The 20,281-nt window shown below is 53.0% G+C and carries 14 protein-coding genes; 5 read left to right on the forward strand and 9 right to left on the reverse strand.

The window, feature by feature from the left end:
• Nucleotides 1-16: 16 nt before the first annotated feature.
• Both BMW93_RS15075 and BMW93_RS15080 read right to left on the reverse strand, forming a co-directional pair.
• On the reverse strand, nt 17-1,807 hold the full coding sequence (locus tag BMW93_RS15075; protein WP_090377722.1) for a DUF885 family protein: 1,791 nt from the start codon (nt 1,805-1,807) through the stop codon (nt 17-19).
• A 122-nt stretch (nt 1,808-1,929) separates the two neighbouring features.
• Nucleotides 1,930-2,523, reverse strand: coding sequence for a hypothetical protein (locus BMW93_RS15080; protein ID WP_090377501.1), 594 nt, complete (start codon nt 2,521-2,523; stop codon nt 1,930-1,932).
• A gap of 125 nt (nt 2,524-2,648) precedes the next feature.
• Between BMW93_RS15080 and BMW93_RS15085 the strand changes: the two genes are divergently transcribed.
• The 3 genes from BMW93_RS15085 to BMW93_RS15095 all read left to right on the forward strand — a co-directional run bounded on the left by BMW93_RS15085 (nt 2,649) and on the right by BMW93_RS15095 (nt 4,848).
• Complete coding sequence (locus BMW93_RS15085) at nt 2,649-3,008, forward strand: helix-turn-helix domain-containing protein (protein WP_090377504.1); 360 nt, start codon at nt 2,649-2,651, stop codon at nt 3,006-3,008.
• Between the two features lie 95 nt (nt 3,009-3,103).
• The gene (locus BMW93_RS15090; protein WP_229240449.1) at nt 3,104-3,937 is read left to right on the forward strand and encodes an SDR family oxidoreductase; all 834 of its coding nucleotides are present in this window, start codon (nt 3,104-3,106) and stop codon (nt 3,935-3,937) included.
• A gap of 107 nt (nt 3,938-4,044) precedes the next feature.
• Nucleotides 4,045-4,848, forward strand: a complete 804-nt coding sequence (locus tag BMW93_RS15095; protein ID WP_090377507.1) for an AraC family transcriptional regulator — start codon at nt 4,045-4,047, stop codon at nt 4,846-4,848.
• On the opposite strand, the gene BMW93_RS15100 is transcribed toward BMW93_RS15095, so the two are convergent.
• From BMW93_RS15100 to BMW93_RS15110, 3 genes are all read right to left on the reverse strand, one after another.
• Nucleotides 4,793-5,524 (reverse strand): helix-turn-helix transcriptional regulator, encoded by a 732-nt coding sequence (locus tag BMW93_RS15100; RefSeq protein ID WP_090377510.1) that lies wholly within the window; start codon nt 5,522-5,524, stop codon nt 4,793-4,795. The two genes, BMW93_RS15095 and BMW93_RS15100, sit on opposite strands and share 56 nt — an antisense overlap.
• Nucleotides 5,525-5,758: 234 nt before the next feature.
• Entirely contained in the window at nt 5,759-6,532 is a 774-nt protein-coding gene (locus BMW93_RS15105) for a LytTR family DNA-binding domain-containing protein (protein ID WP_090377513.1), read from the reverse strand.
• A complete protein-coding gene (locus BMW93_RS15110; protein WP_229240453.1) occupies nt 6,529-7,536 on the reverse strand; it encodes a sensor histidine kinase in 1,008 nt (335 codons plus the stop codon). The genes BMW93_RS15105 and BMW93_RS15110 overlap by 4 nt, the downstream gene beginning before the upstream one ends.
• A gap of 139 nt (nt 7,537-7,675) precedes the next feature.
• Here BMW93_RS15110 and BMW93_RS35445 point away from each other — a divergent pair, with 139 nt between their 5' ends.
• A complete protein-coding gene (locus tag BMW93_RS35445; protein ID WP_177194094.1) occupies nt 7,676-7,849 on the forward strand; it encodes a hypothetical protein in 174 nt (57 codons plus the stop codon).
• A 64-nt stretch (nt 7,850-7,913) separates the two neighbouring features.
• Here the strand turns inward: BMW93_RS35445 and BMW93_RS15115 are convergent, their stop codons facing one another.
• On the reverse strand, nt 7,914-8,333 hold the full coding sequence (locus tag BMW93_RS15115; protein ID WP_090377518.1) for an SRPBCC family protein: 420 nt from the start codon (nt 8,331-8,333) through the stop codon (nt 7,914-7,916).
• A 119-nt stretch (nt 8,334-8,452) separates the two neighbouring features.
• Nucleotides 8,453-9,490: an LLM class flavin-dependent oxidoreductase gene (locus BMW93_RS15120; RefSeq protein WP_090377521.1), complete on the reverse strand. Its 1,038-nt coding sequence runs from the start codon at nt 9,488-9,490 to the stop codon at nt 8,453-8,455.
• Nucleotides 9,491-9,806: 316 nt separating this feature from the next.
• On the opposite strand from BMW93_RS15120, the gene BMW93_RS15125 reads away from it, so the two are divergent.
• Nucleotides 9,807-17,123, forward strand: coding sequence for a choice-of-anchor Q domain-containing protein (locus BMW93_RS15125; protein ID WP_090377524.1), 7,317 nt, complete (start codon nt 9,807-9,809; stop codon nt 17,121-17,123).
• 7 nt (nt 17,124-17,130) lie between these two features.
• Here BMW93_RS15125 and BMW93_RS15130 read toward each other — a convergent pair whose 3' ends face one another.
• Together BMW93_RS15130 and BMW93_RS15135 are read right to left on the reverse strand one after the other, a co-directional pair.
• The gene (locus tag BMW93_RS15130) at nt 17,131-19,770 is read right to left on the reverse strand and encodes an ABC transporter permease (RefSeq protein WP_218147697.1); all 2,640 of its coding nucleotides are present in this window, start codon (nt 19,768-19,770) and stop codon (nt 17,131-17,133) included.
• 1 nt (nt 19,771) lies between these two features.
• Complete coding sequence (locus tag BMW93_RS15135; protein WP_090377527.1) at nt 19,772-20,110, reverse strand: helix-turn-helix transcriptional regulator; 339 nt, start codon at nt 20,108-20,110, stop codon at nt 19,772-19,774.
• Nucleotides 20,111-20,281 lie beyond the last annotated feature (171 nt).

Here is a 20,281-nt window from a genome sequence, read left to right on the forward strand (position 1 = left end):
GAGTGATTGAAGGGTCTTATTTAAACTGGTAAAACTTCCATTGTGTTTTGAAATCGGATTTCAATGGCTGGTTGGTCAATATAGCCCGTACCATCTCGATGGGCATATTATTCTCCTTCATGACCGCCTCGTGGTATTGCTTGAAGGTCATTTTACCGCTATCCACCAGTTCCTTTTTGAGACTGAATAACTGCAAGCCCCCAATGAGGTACGCTACCTGGTATAGCGGACTATAATTCCCTTCGAATGAACGCCTTACCTCCCCTTCCGCATTCGCACGTTCGTGCCCGACGCGGTCGACTAGGAAATCGATGCATTCCTGAGGCGTCCATTTGCCGAGATGATAATTGAGCGAGAAGATAATGCGCGCACAGCGGTGCATACGCCAGAAAAGCATCCCTATGCGTTCCTCCGGTGTTTTGGCAAAACCTTTGTCATACAAGAGCAGCTCCCAATACAACGCCCAACCCTCGGTCCAGAAGGGTGTGCGAAAATCGCTGCGGTAGGATTTGTAGCGGCTGTTCATATAGTATTGCAAATGGTGGCCGGGCACTAGCTCGTGATGTACGGTGGAGCGCGAGAAGTACGGGTTATTGCCGCGCATGCTCATCAGCTTGTCGTCATGCGCCATCGTATTCGTCGGGTACGAAATGATAATGTCCCTGCCCCCGAGGAAAAACGGGTTGACGAGCTGTCTTTCCGGCGTCATCATCTGCATTCCCCAGGTTTCGTCCGCTATTTCGGGGTAATCGATGAGATTGTTTTTGAGGATAAACTCCTTTGCGTCGTTGTAAAGTTTCAGGATCAGTTCAGGCTGGGTACCGGCGGGTACGTAACTGTTTTTGACCTTTTCCTGCGCTTTTTTCCAGTCGTTGCCAAAGCCCATTTCCGCAGAAGCTTTCAGCAATTCCTTGTCGCACCACGCGAATTCCCTGTTAGCCAGCTCGATCAGTTCATCGGGCGTGTAAACGATCATCTCGGTGCCCAATTGCCGGATCAGCTCCTCCCGGCCGATGGGAACGCCTTTAATACCGCTCGCATCTTCTTTCTGGGTCGTATTGAGTTTGCCTTTGCTACGGATCAGTTTTGAATAGGCGAGCAATGTGCTGTCAAGCGTTTTGTAAGGCTTCGGTACCCACCAGGTAAACAGCGGATCATAACCGTTGTAAAACTCAAAGGTGCTTTTCAATCGCGTTTCCAGGCCGGTTACCGCCTCCACGCCCATGCGCGACATCGGCATATCGATCGATTCCAGCTTTTTAAACGACTCCTCGGCCTTCTTAACTTCCTTCTGCAAGTCATTCAGCTTCACGGCTACTGCCTGACCATCCACCGTGGCTCCGCGTCGCCGACCTTTTTCCAGTTCATAAATACCGGCTGCGAACGGGATGTATTTTTCAATTTGCGCATACTCCTTTTCCTCCTGACTTAATGTCAGCAAATGGTCGTCGATATTGCGTTTCAGCAGCAGGTAATCCACCTTGCCGTATGTGCTCATCGCGTTGAAATCCACTTTTGCCAATTTGCCCAGGTAATCGTTATCCACTTCCCGCAGTCTTTTCCGTTGCTCCGGCGACGCCAGGGCCGGTCCGCCTCGCTGCCCGCGCCCATCCGCAGGCATAGGACCATAAAAGTAATTCACCGCACGAACGTCCTGCGCATACTGGATCACCAGCCCGGCCACCTCGCTGGTCTGTTCATATAGGTTAAATTTGGATTTGGAAGACTGTGCCTCCGCTCCGAAAGCTACCAGCCAACAAAGCAGAAAAACCGCCCAACGCGTGCGCGTCACGTACATATGCATCATGGGATTCAGGATATTAAGATTGGATTTTACCAAAATTAGCCCAAAATCCCTGTCGAAACGTACCGGGTTTTAATCATTTATTGACGGATTTTAGCATGCGAGCGGTCAGCGAGGACCAGCGGCTACAATAAATTTTGCAGCGAACGTCGGATATCAGCCGCCCTGGCCTGATCGACCTCGGATTCCCGGTCATCCATTTTGGCGATGGCCATATTTATCACCTTTAATGCGGCGGGAAAATCCTCTTTGAAATCCCGCAGACGGAGCGCCAGTGAAATGGCTTTTTGTAATGGTGTCAAAGTCGCCGGATCGGCGTCTTCGTATTCCACCTGGTCCTTTTCCCCGATCTGGATCACAATCACGGCATTCTCCGAAACGTCGGTAATCGTGAAGCGCGACTGACCGGGGCGCATTCTGGAAATCCTTGGCACGCCCGTATTCGGTACCTTCCCTAATTGCGCTTTCAAAGCATTGGAGAAGTCCGCATGAACCTGTCCGACGTCCTGCACCATGATCAAGCAACCCGTATAACCCTTCTCTGCACCCTTCACGCGTACAAAATGCAGCTGGTGCCCGTTACGCTCGACAACGCCGTACTGGTAAGGCCGGTCCTGCCGGTAGGTAATTGTAAAACCCATATTCTCCCAAAATTCAAGCGTATCGCCAATGGCTTTGCAGGGCAATACCGGCACGGTAGTCCAATCTTTTTCTTCCATAAAAGTGGCTTTTGGTTCAGTCGGCAAACCTAGCGGATGGAATTTTAAATTTCCTTTTATATACTTTTTTGACGATAAAGGAAGTGCTTCCCGGGGCATAACCGACTAATCATCTAATTTGCGGCATGCAAGACTTCATCCACGACAAACGGGTATATTACAGCCCGGTAGAATTCGCGATGGCGTACATCGGCGGCACCTGGAAAATCCCCGTGATCCTGGCGCTCGAGAACGGCCCGCTCCGCTACGGCGACCTCAAAAACGCTATCACGCACATTACCGACAAAATGCTCAACACCCAGCTCCGCGACCTGGAAAAGAAAGGAATGCTTACCCGCACCATTTTCCGGGAAAAACCGCCAAGGGTCGAATACGCGCTCACGGAGCGTGCCCTGCAATCGCTTCCGGCCATACGCGCGTTGGAGGCGTACGGGCGCATGCTTATGAGGGAGGAGGCGGGAGGGATTATTGAGAGGGATGCTTGACTGACCTGGCTTTCCAACAAAGCAATCCCGACTCCACAACAAAGTTGACAGCCTGCGTAACGACGAAATTTGTATCGTTAAATGTCAACAATTTCATGATGAGCAAAACCATTTTAATTACAGGCGCTTCTTCCGGGATCGGGAAAGCGGCTGCATTGCATTTCGCGGAAAACGGCTGGAACGTCGTAGCTACCATGCGTAACCCTGAAAAAGAGACCAACCTTGCTGACCGGGATAATATCCTCGTTACCCGTCTCGATGTTCAAGTACCGGCAACGATCGAATCGGCCATTTCGGCGGGGATAGCACGTTTCGGAGCGATCGACGCGGTCGTCAACAATGCGGGCTACGGGCAATATGGTGTTTTTGAAGCCATTACACCCGAACAGGTGCAGACCCAGTTCGATGTGAATGTATTCGGGGTGATGCACACGATCCGGGCTATCCTGCCCCATTTCCGCGAACGCGGGGAAGGCATGATCATTAACATCAGCTCCGGCGCCGGCCGCTTTACATTACCCCTCATTTCACTTTACAATGCTTCGAAATTTGCATTGGAAGGCTTTTCCGAGGCGCTTTCGTTCGAGCTGGCCGCGCTGAATATCACGGTGAAGATCGTCGAACCGGGCGGAACGACGACCAATTTTATCAAAACCAGCGAAGAACAATATGCCGGAAAAGCCATTCCCGATTACGACCCGTTCATCGGTGCGGCATTCAAAATGTTCGACAATCTGAAAGGTATGCAGCTCGCCACCGCAGAAGAAGTAGCCGCGACAATCTTCGCGGCCGCAACCGACGGCACCGACACGCTCCGGTACCTGATCGGCAACGAAGATTTCAAACAGCGTGTCAACAACCGCCTCAGCTTGCCGGATCAGGAGTATATCGAATCCATCAAGCGCGCATATTTGCAGTACATGAAGTAAGGCCCGCAGCCGGCCATGGTCAATGGTCCATCATCCATGGTCGGCTACCATATCGTTTACCATACTACAATCAGCGGTCAGCCCTCAAAAAACACTATCTTAGCCCTATGGAAACCTCCCCTTACCCCTGCCATTACGAGCCTACGGTGTCGAAGGAGCATTTCATCCCGGACCACATTTTCGTTTACATGGAAACCGGTTTCATGAATGTGTTCTATGACAACCGGATGTACGAAATGCGGCCGGGCGACTATTGTTTCATAGCGCGTAACCACCTCGCAAGGTACCACAAGGGCGGGCTCGACGGACAACCGTTCAAATCGGTATCGGTATTCGTTACGCAGGAATTTCTGAGGGCTTTCGCCAGCGAATACGGATATGCCACCGATGCACTCCCTGGCACAGAAGATGACGCCATCCTTCATCTGGATCACCACCCGATGCTGGAAAGTTACGTGCAATCGATGCGGCCGTATATGAAACTGGATGGCCCGGAAAGGAATGATTTTATGGCTTTGAAAACGAGGGAACTGGTATTGCTTCTGCTTAAAACCAATCCTGCATTAAAACAGGTTCTCTTCGATTTCAGCGATCCGGGAAAAATAGATCTGGAAGATTTCATGAACCGCAATTTCAGGTTCAATGTAAGCTTGCAACGGTTCAGCTACCTCTCCGGGCGCAGCCTGACGGTCTTCAAGGAGGATTTCAAAAAGATATTCAACACCTCGCCCGGAAGATGGCTCATAGAAAAAAGGCTGACCGAAGCACGTTTCCAAATCGAAACGCTCGGTCGTATGCCGTCGGAAGTATACCTGGAAGTGGGGTTCGAAGATTTATCGCATTTCTCTTTTGCATTCAAGAAAATGTTCGGGGCATCGCCTTCGACTGTTCGGCCCGGTAACGCGAAATAATCGCCTTCAACGTCTCGCCGGTGCCTTTGATCACCAGTTTGTTCAGGTTATACTGAGACATTTTCATGGCCGCAGCTACTTCCTGGATCGTAAGGTGGTCGCTATGCTCTACCATTCTGCGAACGTCGTTGAGCACCCGGTCGGTTTCTTCACTGTATTGGGCCGTGGGTTCCGGACGCGTTTCCGGCAGGTTGCGTTTCACGAGGTTCACCAGCAATGCTACCGAATTCGCTACCAGTTCGCGGCTGTTGTCCTGTAACTGGCTCAATTCGGTTTCGATCAGGCGTACAAGGTGCGTAACGGCCAGCCGGTCGGTTTCGCTGCGGAGTTCTTTCTGGCGCAGGAAACTGGGTACCGAAAACAGGTCGCGTACGGCGCGGAACATGCCTGTGAAGCTGTTGAGAGGATCCGCCGCCCCGGCTATGCGGAACGGATCGAAGAAGATAGTAAGCAAGTTTGTCCTGTAAAAGGACTGGAAATGGATTGGGTGGCCGGGGGAAAGGAGAAAGATCGCCTGCTCTTCGTAGTGCCAGGAATCGTCGTCGCAGGATAACACGCCTTCCCCTTCCGTGACAAATGCAATACCAAACAAGCCGCCGTAGCGGGATGACTGTTCGAGCTCGCGGGCTTCGCAGCTTACCAGATTCAGGGTCTGATCGATATTGAGTTCTTTCATCACGTTGAAGAAGGGTTTAGGAATAGTCACCTTTATCCCGTATCCGCCGTTCGTGGCGCACACGAAACACAGGGTTTAGGTTTATGGTCAACTTACTGTTGGTTTCCGCAAAAACACAGTCAGTAACCAAAGATGTTTACCAATACCCAAACCAAAAAATCAAAGGTGCCCAATGCCGGATTTCAGGAGCCGAATGCCTGCTTTGAGGGGAAGAAAGAAAACGGCACTGCGGAGCTATTTACCGAGCCATTGCTTGAAATCGGCCATCCGGTCGCCGCTTACGAATACTTCCTGTGAGGCGGCGGGCGTCAGTTCGAGCTTTAACCGGCCTGCCGAAACGGTATAAATGGAGCGGATGCTGTTCAATGCGATGATCAGCGAACGGTTGATGCGGAAAAACTCCTTGGGGTCGAGCATTTGCGCCAGTTTGTCGAGGCTGTAATCCATGGCCAGGTGCTGGCCGTCGAAAGTACGCAGGAATGTCGCCTTCTGCTCGATGGTGAAATAGGCGATGTCGCTCGTGCGGATGCTGAAAAGTTTCGGGCCGGCCGACGCCAGGAAGCGCTCTTTGTACCCTTCCTCGTTATTCGACTGGTACATGGCCATCAACGCCGCGAAATCGGGTGTGGGTGTAACCGCCGATTTGGAATGCAATGCTACAAACTTGTCGATCGCCGTGGTGAGCTCCGCCTTATCGACCGGTTTCAGCAAATAATCGATCCCGTTGGTTTTGAATGCTTTAAGCGTGTATTCCGAGTAAGCCGTCGTGAAAATAATGGGGACAGTCAATTTCAGCTCCTCGATGATCTTGAATGCAAGATCGTCTTCCAGATGCAGATCCATGAAAATCAGGTCCGGCCGTATGTTGCCCACGTCGCTCAGCCACTGGATACTTTCCCTGACCGACGATAGTTTCGCCATCACATTGATTTGGGGATCATATTTGCCGACAAGGCTTTCCAGGCGGTTGGCACTCAGCGACTCGTCCTCTATTATAAGCACATTCATGAAAGCAGCGGCACTTTAACGGTAAAACAGCCGTCGGTTTTGTCAACCATTACCGGCTTGTCAATCAGCAATTTATAGCGGTTTACAATATTTTGCAGGCCGAGCCGCGTCGACGATTCCGGCAGTTCGCGGACTTGCAGCGGGTTGCTGATCACCAGGTAATCGCCCTCCACGCCGATGGTTATCAGCAGCGGATTACTGGCCGACATCCTGTTATGCTTCACCGCGTTCTCCACAAGCAACTGCAAGGTGAGCGGCACGATCGAGTATTTGTCTTTTTCCTGGCCTGAAATCCGTATATCCAGGCTCAGCTTATTCTCAAAGCGGATCATCAGGAGGAACATATACGTTTCCAGAAACTCGATCTCCGTCGCCAGTTTAATGGAGTCATACACCGACTTTTCCAGAATATACCGGTAAGCCTTCGAAAGCTGGTTGATGAATTTGACGGAAAGCTCCTGGTTCGTTTCGACCAGTGTAGTGAGCACGCTGAAATTATTGAACAGAAAATGCGGGCTTACCTGGTTTTTCAATGCATTGAAATTGGCCGTCGCGTTCTCTTTCTGCAATCGCTCTTCGTTGATGACGACCCTTTGCAGACGCTCGTACACGCGCTTGTTGGCCGCGAGATAATACTCCGCCATGAGCGCCAACACCGTGATACTCGTATTCGCCCGCTGTTTCAGCACCGGTGTTTTATTCATTGTAATGGGCAATACGTCGAAACTTCCTTTTTCAAAAACCGCCTCCATCCAATGCCAGAGGTATCGGTACCAATGGTTGAATACCATCGCCAATGCGATTGCCACGACGAGCATGATAGCCTGGTTCACCACACGAAAACGGTCCGGAAAATCCTCCCCAAGAAAACGGGAGGTCACATATTGCAACCATTCGATGACATTGATCCAGAGAATAAAAAAGGCAATACTGAACACTACCTCCATCGTCCACAGCGGCAGGCGATGCCAGAAAGTGGGCAAGTCGATCTCCAAAACGTTCATGTAGATGCGTATAGGCACATATATGACCGCGAAGCCCAGACCAAGTTCCCATTTTTGGCGGTTAGTGAGACGGGATGTTATTCGGGATTGCATTTACTTTTAATTCTGAACATCAAAAGTAAATAAAGAAGCATTAACTGTGATCTACTATTTTTCCAATGAGCTCCGCGAATGCTTCGTCCGGACCGGACTGGTGTGCGTCCAGTTCTTGAATGCGCGGTGGAATGCGCTGGGTTCTGTGTATCCCAAAACCTCCGAAATGGCGAGAAAGAAAGGTTACGAAAATGAATTGATTAAAAAGTATTGTATTTAAATGCAAAAGCGGCCCGATCGGTAAGATCGGGCCGCTTGCTTATAACAGATTGTCAATCTGACGATTACTTCTCCGCATATCTCTTGAAATTGTCAAGAATCGCCTGCCAGCCGGCTTGCTGAAAATCAACCGGGTGGGTATTTTCAGGGTCGAATGTTTCTACCACTTTGGTACCATCTCCTTCCTGTTCAAACAGTACAGTCACTTTACGACCGTCGCCCAAAGTGTAGGCCAGGTAGCGGTTTTCCTCCACTTCGGAATAGGTACCGCCGAAATCGAAACTAAAACTGCCGTCCTTGGCTGCCATGGTGGTTTTGATGTTTCCGCCTACGCGCACGTCGTTTTCAGAATACGGCGCGTGCCAGTCGTCGGATGCGAAACACCATTGGGTAATGTGCTCCGGTGCATTCCATTTGTTCCAAACCTCGGCTACCGGTGCATTGATAATCGCTTGTACAGTTACAGGTTGTGTTGTCGCTTCCATTTCTTTGTGTTTTTTAGTAATTGATTGATGTTACAAAGTTGCCGGGTTTCCGGGAAACGGAGCGATGGTCGTTGCGACAAAAAGCGGGTGCATTTGCGGCACCCGCTTCAAAACTGTCATTATTTCACTGCAAGAGCTTTTTTTACCGCCGGTGCAACGTGCGTTCCAAGCAGTTCTATCGACTTCATCAGGTCCTTATGCGCAGGCGCACCCACGTCCGTATGCATGAGAAAGCGCGTAAGGCCGAACATCTCCTGATGGTAAAGTATCTTGTCCACCACCGCATTGGGCTCGCCCACGAACAACGCGCCGTTGCGGCTTTGCCCACCTTCGAACTGCGCACGCGTATAAGGCGCCCACCCGCGGCTGCGACCGACCCGGTCCATTTGCGCGGCGTAGGAAGGGAAATACGTCTCGTTCAAGGCATTGCCATCCAGTCCTACCAACCCATGCGAATGCGTAGCGAGCTGCATTTTGGCCGGATCATGGCCTGCTTCCAGGTATTCGGTTTTATATAGTTCAAAAAACGGCTGGAACTGCGACGGCATCCCGCCGATGATCGCTATGATCAATGGAAGGCCAAGCCGCGCCGCGCGTACCACCGACTGCGGCGTACCACCTACCGCCACCCAGATGTCCAGCTTATTGTCCACGGCCCGTGGCAAAACCTCCTGCCGGTCGAGCGTGGCGCGGAACTTGCCTTTCCAGGTGATGACGTCTTTTTCATTGATCTCTTTCAGCAATTGCAGTTTTTCCGAGAACAAGCCATCGTAATCATTCAAATCATACCCGAACAGCGGGAACGACTCGATGAAGCTGCCCCGGCCGACCGTAATTTCCGCGCGGCCTCCTGAAATAAGATCGACGGTCGAGAAATTCTGGTAAACCCGCACCGGGTCCGCGGAGCTCAATACCGTGACCGAGCTGGTGAGTTTAATATTTTTGGTCACCGAAGCCGCTGCCGCGAGAATGATCTCGGGTGTCGAAACCGCGAAATCCGGCCGGTGGTGCTCGCCTATCCCGAACACATCCAGCCCAACCTCGTCGGCCAGCCTGATTTCTTCCAACATATCCTGCAAGCGCTCCTGCGACGACTGAAAAGAACGGGTAGCATTGTTAAATGCCAGGTCCCCGAACATACTGATCCCTATTTCCATTTCCTGTTTATTTTTCGTCTTTGTGCTGGCGCGACGGCTATACCGCAGCGTCAGAAATACAACCGCCGGCACATCGTATAGATTCCGTTATCACACGTTCAGCGCGGTATCCAAAAGTATAGTGCGGCGCAGTACCGACCGCCGCCATCCACTCATTTAAACATTAGTCAATAGACCGTTTAATTGAATTTGGAGTACCTAGCGTATATTTGGCCCGCTCAACAACTCTTACTAGCCGTTTGAAAATTAAATTTGTGGCCCCCACAGGCTCAACAGGATAATTATCAACCCTAAATATTCTTTCAGTAAGCCATTTATGGAACAACTCTACCTCGTACCGGGCAAATCTGCCCGCTACTTCCTATTTCTCGTCGTATGGTTGCTTGCCGTGCAGGGTTATGCCTCTACCAAATACGTGGATGCAGCCGCCGGCGACGACTCCAACGATGGAGCAGGCTGGAATACAGCCTACAAAACGCTCACCAAAGCACTGGCCGAAGCAGCCGGTGATCCTGCGATCGATGCCATTCTTCTGGCCGAAGGGACTTACTACCCTACCGCCGACCCATCGGGCACCGACCGGGAAGTTGCGTTTATGGTGCAACGTGGCGGTTTGTCGATCCGCGGTGGATACCCCACCGGCGGTGGCACGCAGGACCCCGTGGGCCACCCTACCATTCTGAGCGGCGACATTGGAACATCCAACGATATGTCGGACAACAGTTATCACGTCATGGTGATCGTAGGACTTGCCGCAGACGCGGCCCCGCTGGTAATTGAAGGACTTACTTTTACAAAAGGAAATGCCAATGCGACCGGCACGCCGCAATACAACGGTATCGATGTTCACCGCGATTATGGCGGCGGGTTGTATGCGCACGCCATTCTCAACACGGCCCCCGAGGCATTTGTGATCCGCCAATGCAATTTCATCGCTAACCACGCCGACTACGGAGGTGCCGGGATATTCCTCGAAAACGCGACACCGACGATAGAAAACATCGTATCATCCGAAAATTCGGGTAAACACGGCGGCGGCATTTACAACCTGTATGCCACCCCGCATATCAAGAACAGCTATTTCAGAGGCAATAATATGACCGGCAATGGCGGCGGTATCCTGAATGTGAATTGTAATCCGAAGATCACAGGATGCCTGATCACCGGTAACAAGGCCGACGTCGGCGGCGGCGTCTACAATTACAGCGCTTCTCCGACGATCAACAGCTGTACCATCGCAAGCAACACCGCGAACGATGGCGGCAGCATTTACAATACCGTCAATTCGAATGAGGTAGTGATCAACACCATTGTGTTTGGCAATAATCAGGGGCTTTTTCATTCATTATCCACCACTACGGCCACTTACAGTCTGATCCAGGGTGAGAGTAGCACGGCTAACGGGAACCTAGACGGTACGACGGCTGTGTCCGTTTTTATGAACCCGCTGCCAGCCGCCGACGCCCCCACCACAGGCGGTGATTATCGCCTGATACCGGGAAGTGCGGTTGTAAATGCCGGAAACAACACCGCCGTCAACGGATTAATCACCACGGATGTGACAGGCGAGCCACGAATTACTTCCGGTACGATCGACCTGGGCGCTTACGAACAAACCATTACTTGCGGAAATACCACCCTGTACGTAGACGCAAGCGCTGCGAACCCGGGCGAAGGCGTCTCCTGGGCCCGCCCGTATACGAGGCTGAGCGACGCAATGGCCGAGGCAGCCGCGTGTCCCGCAGTAACGACTATCTACGTTGCAAAGGGTAATTACTATCCCACAGGCTCACAAACCGGCACCGATCGCAATGCGACATTCGGCATTTACCGGGGTGGGTTGAAGATTTTCGGGGGATATCCCACCGGTGGCGGGGTCAGGGACATTGGTGCGAACCCCACCACCCTTCATGGAAACATAGGCGCATCCGGAAATAATGGCGACAACAGTTACCACGTAATAGTCATTGCCGGGCTTACTGCCGGCGCAGATTCCGTGGTGGTCGACGGTTTCGTGGTCGTGGATGGCAACGCCAACACGTCGGGCGATGCTACTTTAAATGGTATTGGCGTTTCGCGCGAGCGTGGCGGAGGTATTGTAATCAAATCCAATGCCAATGGCGGGAAAGTGTCGGTACGTAATGTGCGTTTCGAGAATAACAGGGCAAACTCGATAGGCGGAGGTTTTTACACGGAAAATGCCAGTCCAAACGTATTGAATTGCGTATTTATCCTCAACAGGGCAGATCTCGGTGGCGGTGTCGCCGTCGATCTTCAAACCGGTGCGCAATTCATCAACTGCAAAGTACAAGCCAATACCTCCACCAACAACGGCGGCGGGGTATTTGTCAACAGCAACACGGCATCGGCTTTTATCAACTGCCTGATCACTGGCAACCGGGCCAGTGTTTACGGTGCGGGCATGTATGCCGCGGGAACGGTCTCTCCCTCGATCATCAATTGTACTTTTGCTACCAACCAGTGCGCGTCCGCCGGGGGTATTCATTTTGAAACGGCGTCGCCGGTAATCAAGAACTCGATCATCAAAGGTAATTCAGGAACTTCGTTCATTAACGGTATCAGGAAGGCTCCAAGTGCTTCTTTCAATTTTGTCGAAAATTCCCTGATCGACGATCTCAGCGGCGGCGACCCACTCTTTACGACACTCCCGCACCCCGCAAACTCGCCTACTTTGCTGGGGGATTATCATGTAAAACCCGGCAGTGCCGCGATCAACGCCGGCAACAATACGCTCCTACCTCCCGGCATTTATACCGATCTGGACGGAAAACGGCGCATTCAGGGCAACCGGACTGATATCGGAGTCTACGAAACGATACTGTCGTGCCCCGCCGGTTCCGACCTTTTTGTAGATGGCAGTTCCGCTACCCCGGGCGACGGCAGTAGCTGGGCAACGCCTTTTTCTACGCTTTCAGAGGCACTCGGCCAGGCGGCTGTTTGCCCTGCGGTGACACGGGTTCTGGTTGCGCAAGGCACCTACTACCCCACCGGATTCCAGTCGAGTACGGACCGTCGTGCTGCATTCATCGTAGCGCGGCCAGGTATCCGGGTGCTCGGCGGATTCCCGGCCGGCGGCGGTGCCCGATCGGTCACGGCTAATCCGACGATCCTCAGCGGTGATATCGGAACGGCCAACAACAACGCCGACAACAGCTACCACATACTGGCCATTGCCGGATTACCTGCTGGCGGCGACTCGGTAGTGGTCGATGGCTTTACCATCAGTGGCGCCAATGCCGACGGCTCAGGTTCCGATTATTTTAATGGACAAAACATTGGGCAGAATGTCGGCGGTGGTGTGGTACTCTCTGCTAATAATATGGCCTCCAACATCGGATTGAGCCAATCCCGCATTGTGGGTAATAATGCTTCCGAGGGTGGTGGTTTGTATGTAGCACAATCTGCGCCCGTGCTTACCGGCAACCTCATCGCAGGTAATAGCGGCGGGGCCATCCGTACCAGCAATGCTTCCCCTGTTTTAATCAATAATACCATAGCAGGCAATAATGCTGCCGAAGGTGCAGGAGCGAAGTTGTCCGACAATTCGGTGTTAACCCTCCAAAACACGATCATTTCCGGCAATGCCAGTGGTGTTTCCAAAGACGGTACTTCTTCTCTGACCCAGTCCCATAGCCTGGTACAAGGTGAAGCAGGCGGTACTAACGGCAATATCGACGGGGCTGCCAACCCGATGTTCCAGGCCGCTGTTGCATTTGGATCGGCGCCTGCTGTTAACGGCAATTACGGACAGGCTCTGGGAAGCCCGGTGATCAACGCGGGCGATAATGCGGTATTCCCGGGAGGCATTACCCTCGACCTTGCCGGCCAGCCGCGCATTCAGGATGCGACTATCGATATGGGTGCATTTGAGCAGTTGAATACCTGCTTTGCCCAGACCTTGTACGTGGATCAATCGATGGGCGCTTCGGGCGACGGAACTACCTGGGCAACCGCCTACAAAACACTCGGTGAGGCACTTACCAAGGCCGACGAATGTGCGAATGTGGCGCAAATCCTCGTTGCGCAAGGTACCTACTACCCGCCAGGCGACCAGAACGGTTCAGATATCGACGCAACGTTCGGGATCTTCCGCGGCGGCCTGAAACTCCTCGGCGGGTATGCGACCGGCGGCGGGGCGAGAGATCCGGCATCGAACAAAACGACGCTTAGCGGTGAACTCGGAACCATATTTGCGCACGACAACAGCCGTCACGTCATGGTCATTGCCGGCTTGCCTGCCGGTGCCGATTCCGTGGTGGTGGATGGGTTCGATATCATCTGGGGCAATGCCGCCGGCTTTGGTCCATTGACAATTCACGATCAGAGTATCAATCAGCAGAATGGCGCCGGTATTTATATGACTGCGAACAATCAGTCTGATAAAGTTGCGATCCGTAGGTCCAGACTATTCGGTCACAGCGGTATCGGTGCGGGATTTTACATTGAACAAACTTCGCCTGTACTGATCGGCAACGACATTTTCGCCAACAACGGCGGCGCGATCCTCGCCGCGAATGCAACGGTGACGCTGATCAACAATACGATCGCCGGAAACAATTCGACGAGTGCGGCAGTGAACATCGCTTCCAACAGCACATTGAATGTTCATAATACCATTATTTACAACAACAATGCCGGTATTTTCAAAGATGGCAGTTCGACGGCCAACCTGTCGCACAGCCTCGTGCAAGGCGAAAGCAGTACGACGGATGGCAATATCGACGGTGCCACCGACCCGCTCTTCGTCAGCCCGTTCACTTATGTGATCGCGCCCAACGACCGGGGCGATTATAGCGTCACCCCGGCCAGTCCGGTCATCGACAAGGGTGATAACAGCCGGTTCCCCGCGTACATCACGCAGGACATGTACGGCAATGCACGCGTGCAGGGCGGCACCATCGAAATGGGTGCTTACGAGGCCCAATCGCTTTGCAGCGAGCCGGTGCGGTATGTGGATGCAAGCGTAAGCGCATCCGGCAACGGCTCCGAATGGTCGCAGGCGTTCAAAACGATGGATGATGCGTTCGCGGCTTTGGAAATATGTCCTGATATCACAACCATTCGCGTGGCAGCAGGCACTTATTATCCCGGCGGCAACCAGGCTGGTACGAACCGCGATGCCACGTTTGCGATCACCCGCGGCAATCTCAAAATCGAGGGTGGTTACCCGGCAGGTGGCGGCACACGCAATATTTCGGCGAACACGACGGTTCTGAGCGGGGATATTGGTACATCGAACGACGCTACCGACAATGCACACCACATCATGGTGATCGCCGGCCTCAATGCCGCGGCCGATTCGGTGATTGTCGAAGGGTTTACCATTACCGGCGGAAACGCAAATGGTACCGATTTCTTTACAGTTAATTCCAAGAACGTTTCGCGTGACTACGGTGGCGGCATCAACGTTTTCGATAATGCGAACGGCGGTAAGATCCGCATTTCCGATTGTATTTTCAGTAATAACAAAGCCACCGGCGGCGGCGGGGCGATCGCCAGCTCATTTACCCAGCTTACTACCGCCAGAAATTCTTTCAACGGCAACAGCGGGGCTTCGGGTGCGGCTGTTAATAATAGTGCAGGGACAATCGTCATCACCGGAAGCGCATTCAATTCCAACAATGGCTCGTTCGGAGGCGCAGTTTACAACTATGCCAGCGCCTCGAAAATTCTGGGTAACACTTTTGAATTAAATCAGGCTAACAGCGGCGGGGCCATCTATACAGCACTACAACCCGCCGCCGAAATCGCGGATAATACCTTTACCGATAACCACGCGGATGAACTCGGCGGAGCGGTATACAACACTTCACCGGCGGTGTTCCGCGATAATTCGTTCAAATCGAATGACGCAAACGTCTATGGAGGAGCGATGTATAACAACAACAATGCCTCTCCCGTTATCACCGGCTCTACCTTCGAAAGCAACCAGAGCCCCAGCGGCGGTGCCATTCACAACGCTTCCGGTGCTAAACCGAAGATTATCAATTCGGTATTCAAAGGGAACAGCGGCCAGTCGGGTGCTGCAATTTTCAACCAGTCGGCGTCGCCGGACATTACCAGCGTGTTGTTTTCCGGCAACAAGGCTTCCTTGTTTGGTGGCGCGATTTGCAATCAGTCGGCATCGCCTGTGATCATTAATGCAACATTTGCCGGAAATTCCGCCGCCGACGGAGGCGCTATTTTCAACCAGTTCAGCTCGACGCCCCAGGTCCGCAACTCCATTATCTATGGCAACAGCACCGGGATTGGCAACGACGGAACCAGCCCAGCGTCAGTCAGTTTCAGCCTGGTGCAAGATGTAAATGGCGGAACCGACGGCAACCTCGACGGCGCTACCAGCCCATTGTTTGTGAATGCACAAGATCCTGCTGATGCACCATCGGTACTCGGCGACTACCGCGTCGCCGACGGCAGCCCGGTGATCAATGCGGGTTTCAACGACCTCGTGCCTGTGTACGCAGGTAGCGACCTCGACAGCAATGCGCGCATCGGCACGTTACGTGTGGACATAGGCGCCTACGAGCGCGACTGCCCGCTTGCGCTATCGGCGAGCGACGAGCAGGTGGCGCGTTACCTGCACGCAGGACAGAACTTCATCTTCGATGCTTGCACATTGCTGGCCGGCATTGTACCAACTGGCGCACAGCCGGTATCCGGCATCGTTACGGCGCGCGGACAAGTCGGTACCGACATTATTTCCCACGGTGCGGTGCGCTTCGTACGCAGGCATTATGCCCTCACGCCGGAAACCAATGCGGAAAACGCTACCGCCAACATCACACTGTATTTCGCCCCAGCCGACTTTCAGCATTACAACACCCAATTCGGCAACGCTGAAAATGCGGTATTGCCGGTAATCGATGGTGACGATGTATCGAAACTGAAAGTGGTGCAATACCACGGCGCCGGCAATGCCAATGGCGACCCGGCGAGCTACGACGGATATGTAGTGATCACCCCGACGTCCATTACTTTCAACCCCGTTTTCCAACTTTGGGAGATAAAATTCCCTGTTACCGGGTTCAGCGGGTTCTTTATTTCTGGCCAATCCGAGGATGCATTACCGGTAACGCTGATCGCATTCAAGGCTGAAAAGCAGGAAAATAACGTGCAACTGAACTGGGAGACTTCGGAAGAAACCGCTTCGGCTTACTTCGAAATCCAGCGCAGCACCAACGCCCGTAACTTCGACGCGATAGGCCGGGTAGCAGCCAAAGGAGAAAGCAGCACGATAGAAAAATATGCTTTCACCGACCTGAATGCCTCGAACCTGCAAACAGCCAGCCTGTATTATCGCCTGAAAATGGTGGACGAAGATGGTTCTTTCTCCTATTCAAAAGTAGTGGCGTTGTCGCTCGGCCGTGGTTCGGAGGATATTAATATTTATCCAAATCCATTGGTAAATGGCAAAAAACTGAGCATTGAAATGCCTGATGCGAAGCACATCCAAGCCGATTTGCTCGATATACGCGGAAACACATTGAAATCGACAGCAACCCTATCCGGCAGCAAACTTGAAATGCAACCGGGTAGCCTCCCGGCCGGAACGTACGTACTGCGGATCGTTGCGGATGGGAAGGTACTGGTTAGAAAGGTGGCGGTAGAATAGCGGCCGCCTACTCGCTCCGCAAACTCCGCACCGGATTCACCATCGCAGCCTTAATCGACTGAAAACTGATGGTGAAAACGGCGATCAGGACTGCAATGACGCCTGCCAGCGCGAACATCCACCATTCGATGTCGATCTGGTAGGCGAAACCTTGCAGCCATTGCTTCATAATGTACCAGGCTACCGGCGAGGCCAGGATGATCGCCATGACGACGAGTTTCAGGAAATCTTTCGAAAGCAGCCCCACGATACCGGCTACCGAAGCACCCAGCACTTTGCGGACGCCGATTTCCTTCGTACGTTGCTCGGCGGTGAATGCGGCGAGGCCGAACAATCCAAGGCAGGAAATGAATATCGCCAGCGATGCGAAGTAACCCGCAAGTTTGCCTACAATTTGCTCGCTCTGGTACTGACGCGCATACTCCTGGTCGGTAAATGCATAGCTGAATGGCACGTTGGGATTGAGTTTTTTGCATACCTGCCCGATGGCGGCGAGTGTTTCGGGCGTCTTGCCGGCCTGGATACGGATCACCACACTCCCTTGCGGCTGGCGGGCACCCAGGTAGGCGATCAGCGGGCGAATAGCCGAGTGTAGCGATACGAAGTGAAAGTCTTTCAAAACGCCCACAATGCGGACCTTCGAGGTCCCCCAGTTGATCTCCCGGCCGACCGGATTTTTGAGGCCCATTACTTTTATAGCTGTTTCGTTGAGGATCACGCCCGATGAATCCGTTGGATAATCCTTCGAGAAATCGCGGCCATCCGCCATTTTCAGGTTCATTGTTTTGGTAAAATCGTACCCTACCCCCACCGGCGTGAACCTTACCTGCTCATTCGGGTTGCTGCCGGGCCAGGTAATGCCGTCGGTGCCGTTGCCGTTGGATGCCGGCGTGGCGGTCATGTGCGATACTTGTTTGATACCCGGAATCTGCGTCAGTTGTGTTTTCAGTAAATCAAATTTGTTGAACAACTCGCCCTCGATAGGAAAGTACACAAGGTTCTCGCGGTCGAAACCGAGGTTTTTGGTTTGAACAAAACCTACCTGCCTGTAAATGATGATCATTCCCACGATCAGGATCACCGACAACGCGAACTGGAACACCACTAATCCCTGCCGCACCCACACGGAGCTCGAATCGAATTTCAATGCACCTTTGAGAATGCGGACCGGGTTGAGCGACGACAGGAACAATGCCGGGTAACTTCCCGCCAGCAAGCCGGTAGCAACCAGCAGCCCGCCGATGATGCCCCAGAACTTCGGCTCGGAGTAAGGCAATGCCATTTGTTTGCTCGTGAGGCTGTTGAAAGCAGGCAGTAGCAATGCCACCAGCAACACGGCCAATATCGCCGATAAGCCCGCGATCAATAGCGCCTCACCCATAAACTGCCCCGCAAGCATGGAACGCATGGCGCCCACCACCTTCCGCACACCCACTTCCTTCGCGCGGCGCGACGAGCGGGCCGTGGCGAGGTTCATGAAGTTGATGCAGGCTATCAGCAGGATAAATACCGCCACGAAGCTGAACAACCGCACATATTCTATGCGCCCGCCGTCCATTTTGGCGTCTTTGATATTGCTGTTGAGGTAATATTCATGAAACGGCTGCATGGCGAGCTGCGTTTTATAAGGCTTGCTGCCATCGCGGTTGGTCTTGTCGAGGAGGTGGAGCATTTTCGCTTCCACTTTGGCGGGATCGGCGTCTTTTCGCAGTTTGAAGAAAGTCAGCGGATCGGTATTGCTCCAATGCGTGGCCCAGCTGTTGTCGTCGATATAGGCGTCCCAGGTCATGAGGCAGTCGAATTGGAGGGAGCTATTGGCCCCGATATTCTCGAAAACCGCCGAAACGGTCATCTCCTTGCGGTTATCGTAGCGGATTGCCTTTCCGATGGCCGCCTCCGGGCTTCCAAAAAACGCATTGGCCATCGTGCGCGAAATGGCGATATTGCCCCGGTCGCGCAATGCTCCTTCGGCAGTGCCTTGCAACAGCTTATAACTGAACATTTTAAAGAAATCCGCGCTCGCCCAGTTCGTCGCCTGCTTATGGATTTTGCTTCCGACGGAAAAGGTCTGCTGGTTGGTCCAGGAATACGGCGTGCTCATCTCGATTTCCGGCACCGACTTTTTCAACTCTTCGGCCAGCGGCCCGGGTGTCCAGATCACGCCCTGTACCTTTCCGCTGAAATGCTCGCGCATGTAAATCCGGTAAAGCTGGTCCTTGTTCGCGTGAAATGCATCCACGGCCAGTTCGTCGCGGATCCAGAGCATGATCATGAGGCTGCAAGCCATGCCGAGCGCAAGCCCGAGGACATTAATGGCGGAAAACGTTTTGCTTTTGAGCAGGTTACGAAATGCGATTTTGAAATAATTCTGGATCATGGCTGCACTGAATGAATAAGTTTCTGAATAGTCGTTTGCGCGCTTCGGGCGGGCGAACGGGCGCATAAGGCGGAGTGCCGCGAGCGCATATTTACGGTCGGCGGCCGGTTTGCCCAGGCTTTCCAGCCAGTAGGCGTACATTTCGAGCATATCGCCCTGCAATTCTTCGCGGGCATCGGGTTGCGACCAGCGGGCGAGCAAGCGGGCGGCCCAGCGCGGCGGTTCGGCGGGATCAGCCGGGTCCTGGTTCTTATCCGGTTTCGAATTCATATCAGATACCCATTAGTTGAAGTGTTTCCGGCGACATGGCATTCCACAATGCCTCCCTGGCCTCTTTCGCTTCGCGCAAAGCCTTGCGACCAAACGCGGTGACGCGGAAAAACCGTTTGCGGCGACCGCCCCGCTCGGCGGTAGCCCCGCCCATTTCGGACGACAGGTAGCCCTTCTCTTCCAGCCGTTGCAAGGTCGTGTGCACGGTACTGAACCCGACGGCCCGCCCGGCTTTTCGGTCGAGCTCCTGCGCGACGGTCACGGCGTAGGCTTCTTCCGCCAGCACCGCCACCGTCAGCAGGACTACCTCTTCCAGTTCTCCCAAAAATGCTCTTTTCATGGCTCCGTGTATTTATTCCGATAATGTCGGGCAAATGCCGTGCCAAATTTCAAAAACTGGCCCTTAGTTGTTGGAAACCGGGTTTTCAGGAATAAAATAGGCACCTTGAATGTCCGATTCCGAACATCCGTGGTATCAAACCGGACAAGTCGTAAATGCAACTTGAAAAGC

It is taken from the genome of Dyadobacter sp. SG02, from assembly GCF_900109045.1.
Classification (GTDB): domain Bacteria; phylum Bacteroidota; class Bacteroidia; order Cytophagales; family Spirosomataceae; genus Dyadobacter.

What these genes read in the sequence shown, in the direction of transcription:
- BMW93_RS15075 (WP_090377722.1), bottom strand. Translation starts at nt 1,807, where the DNA reads ATGATGCATATGTACGTGACGCGCACGCGTTGGGCGGTTTTTCTGCTT.
- BMW93_RS15080 (WP_090377501.1), bottom strand. Translation starts at nt 2,523, where the DNA reads ATGGAAGAAAAAGATTGGACTACCGTGCCGGTATTGCCCTGCAAAGCC.
- BMW93_RS15085 (WP_090377504.1), top strand. Translation starts at nt 2,649, where the DNA reads ATGCAAGACTTCATCCACGACAAACGGGTATATTACAGCCCGGTAGAA.
- BMW93_RS15090 (WP_229240449.1), top strand. Translation starts at nt 3,104, where the DNA reads ATGATGAGCAAAACCATTTTAATTACAGGCGCTTCTTCCGGGATCGGG.
- BMW93_RS15095 (WP_090377507.1), top strand. Translation starts at nt 4,045, where the DNA reads ATGGAAACCTCCCCTTACCCCTGCCATTACGAGCCTACGGTGTCGAAG.
- BMW93_RS15100 (WP_090377510.1), bottom strand. Translation starts at nt 5,524, where the DNA reads ATGAAAGAACTCAATATCGATCAGACCCTGAATCTGGTAAGCTGCGAA.
- BMW93_RS15105 (WP_090377513.1), bottom strand. Translation starts at nt 6,532, where the DNA reads ATGAATGTGCTTATAATAGAGGACGAGTCGCTGAGTGCCAACCGCCTG.
- BMW93_RS15110 (WP_229240453.1), bottom strand. Translation starts at nt 7,536, where the DNA reads ATGAACGTTTTGGAGATCGACTTGCCCACTTTCTGGCATCGCCTGCCG.
- BMW93_RS15115 (WP_090377518.1), bottom strand. Translation starts at nt 8,333, where the DNA reads ATGGAAGCGACAACACAACCTGTAACTGTACAAGCGATTATCAATGCA.
- BMW93_RS15120 (WP_090377521.1), bottom strand. Translation starts at nt 9,490, where the DNA reads ATGGAAATAGGGATCAGTATGTTCGGGGACCTGGCATTTAACAATGCT.
- BMW93_RS15125 (WP_090377524.1), top strand. Translation starts at nt 9,807, where the DNA reads ATGGAACAACTCTACCTCGTACCGGGCAAATCTGCCCGCTACTTCCTA.
- BMW93_RS15130 (WP_218147697.1), bottom strand. Translation starts at nt 19,770, where the DNA reads ATGAATTCGAAACCGGATAAGAACCAGGACCCGGCTGATCCCGCCGAA.
- BMW93_RS15135 (WP_090377527.1), bottom strand. Translation starts at nt 20,110, where the DNA reads ATGAAAAGAGCATTTTTGGGAGAACTGGAAGAGGTAGTCCTGCTGACG.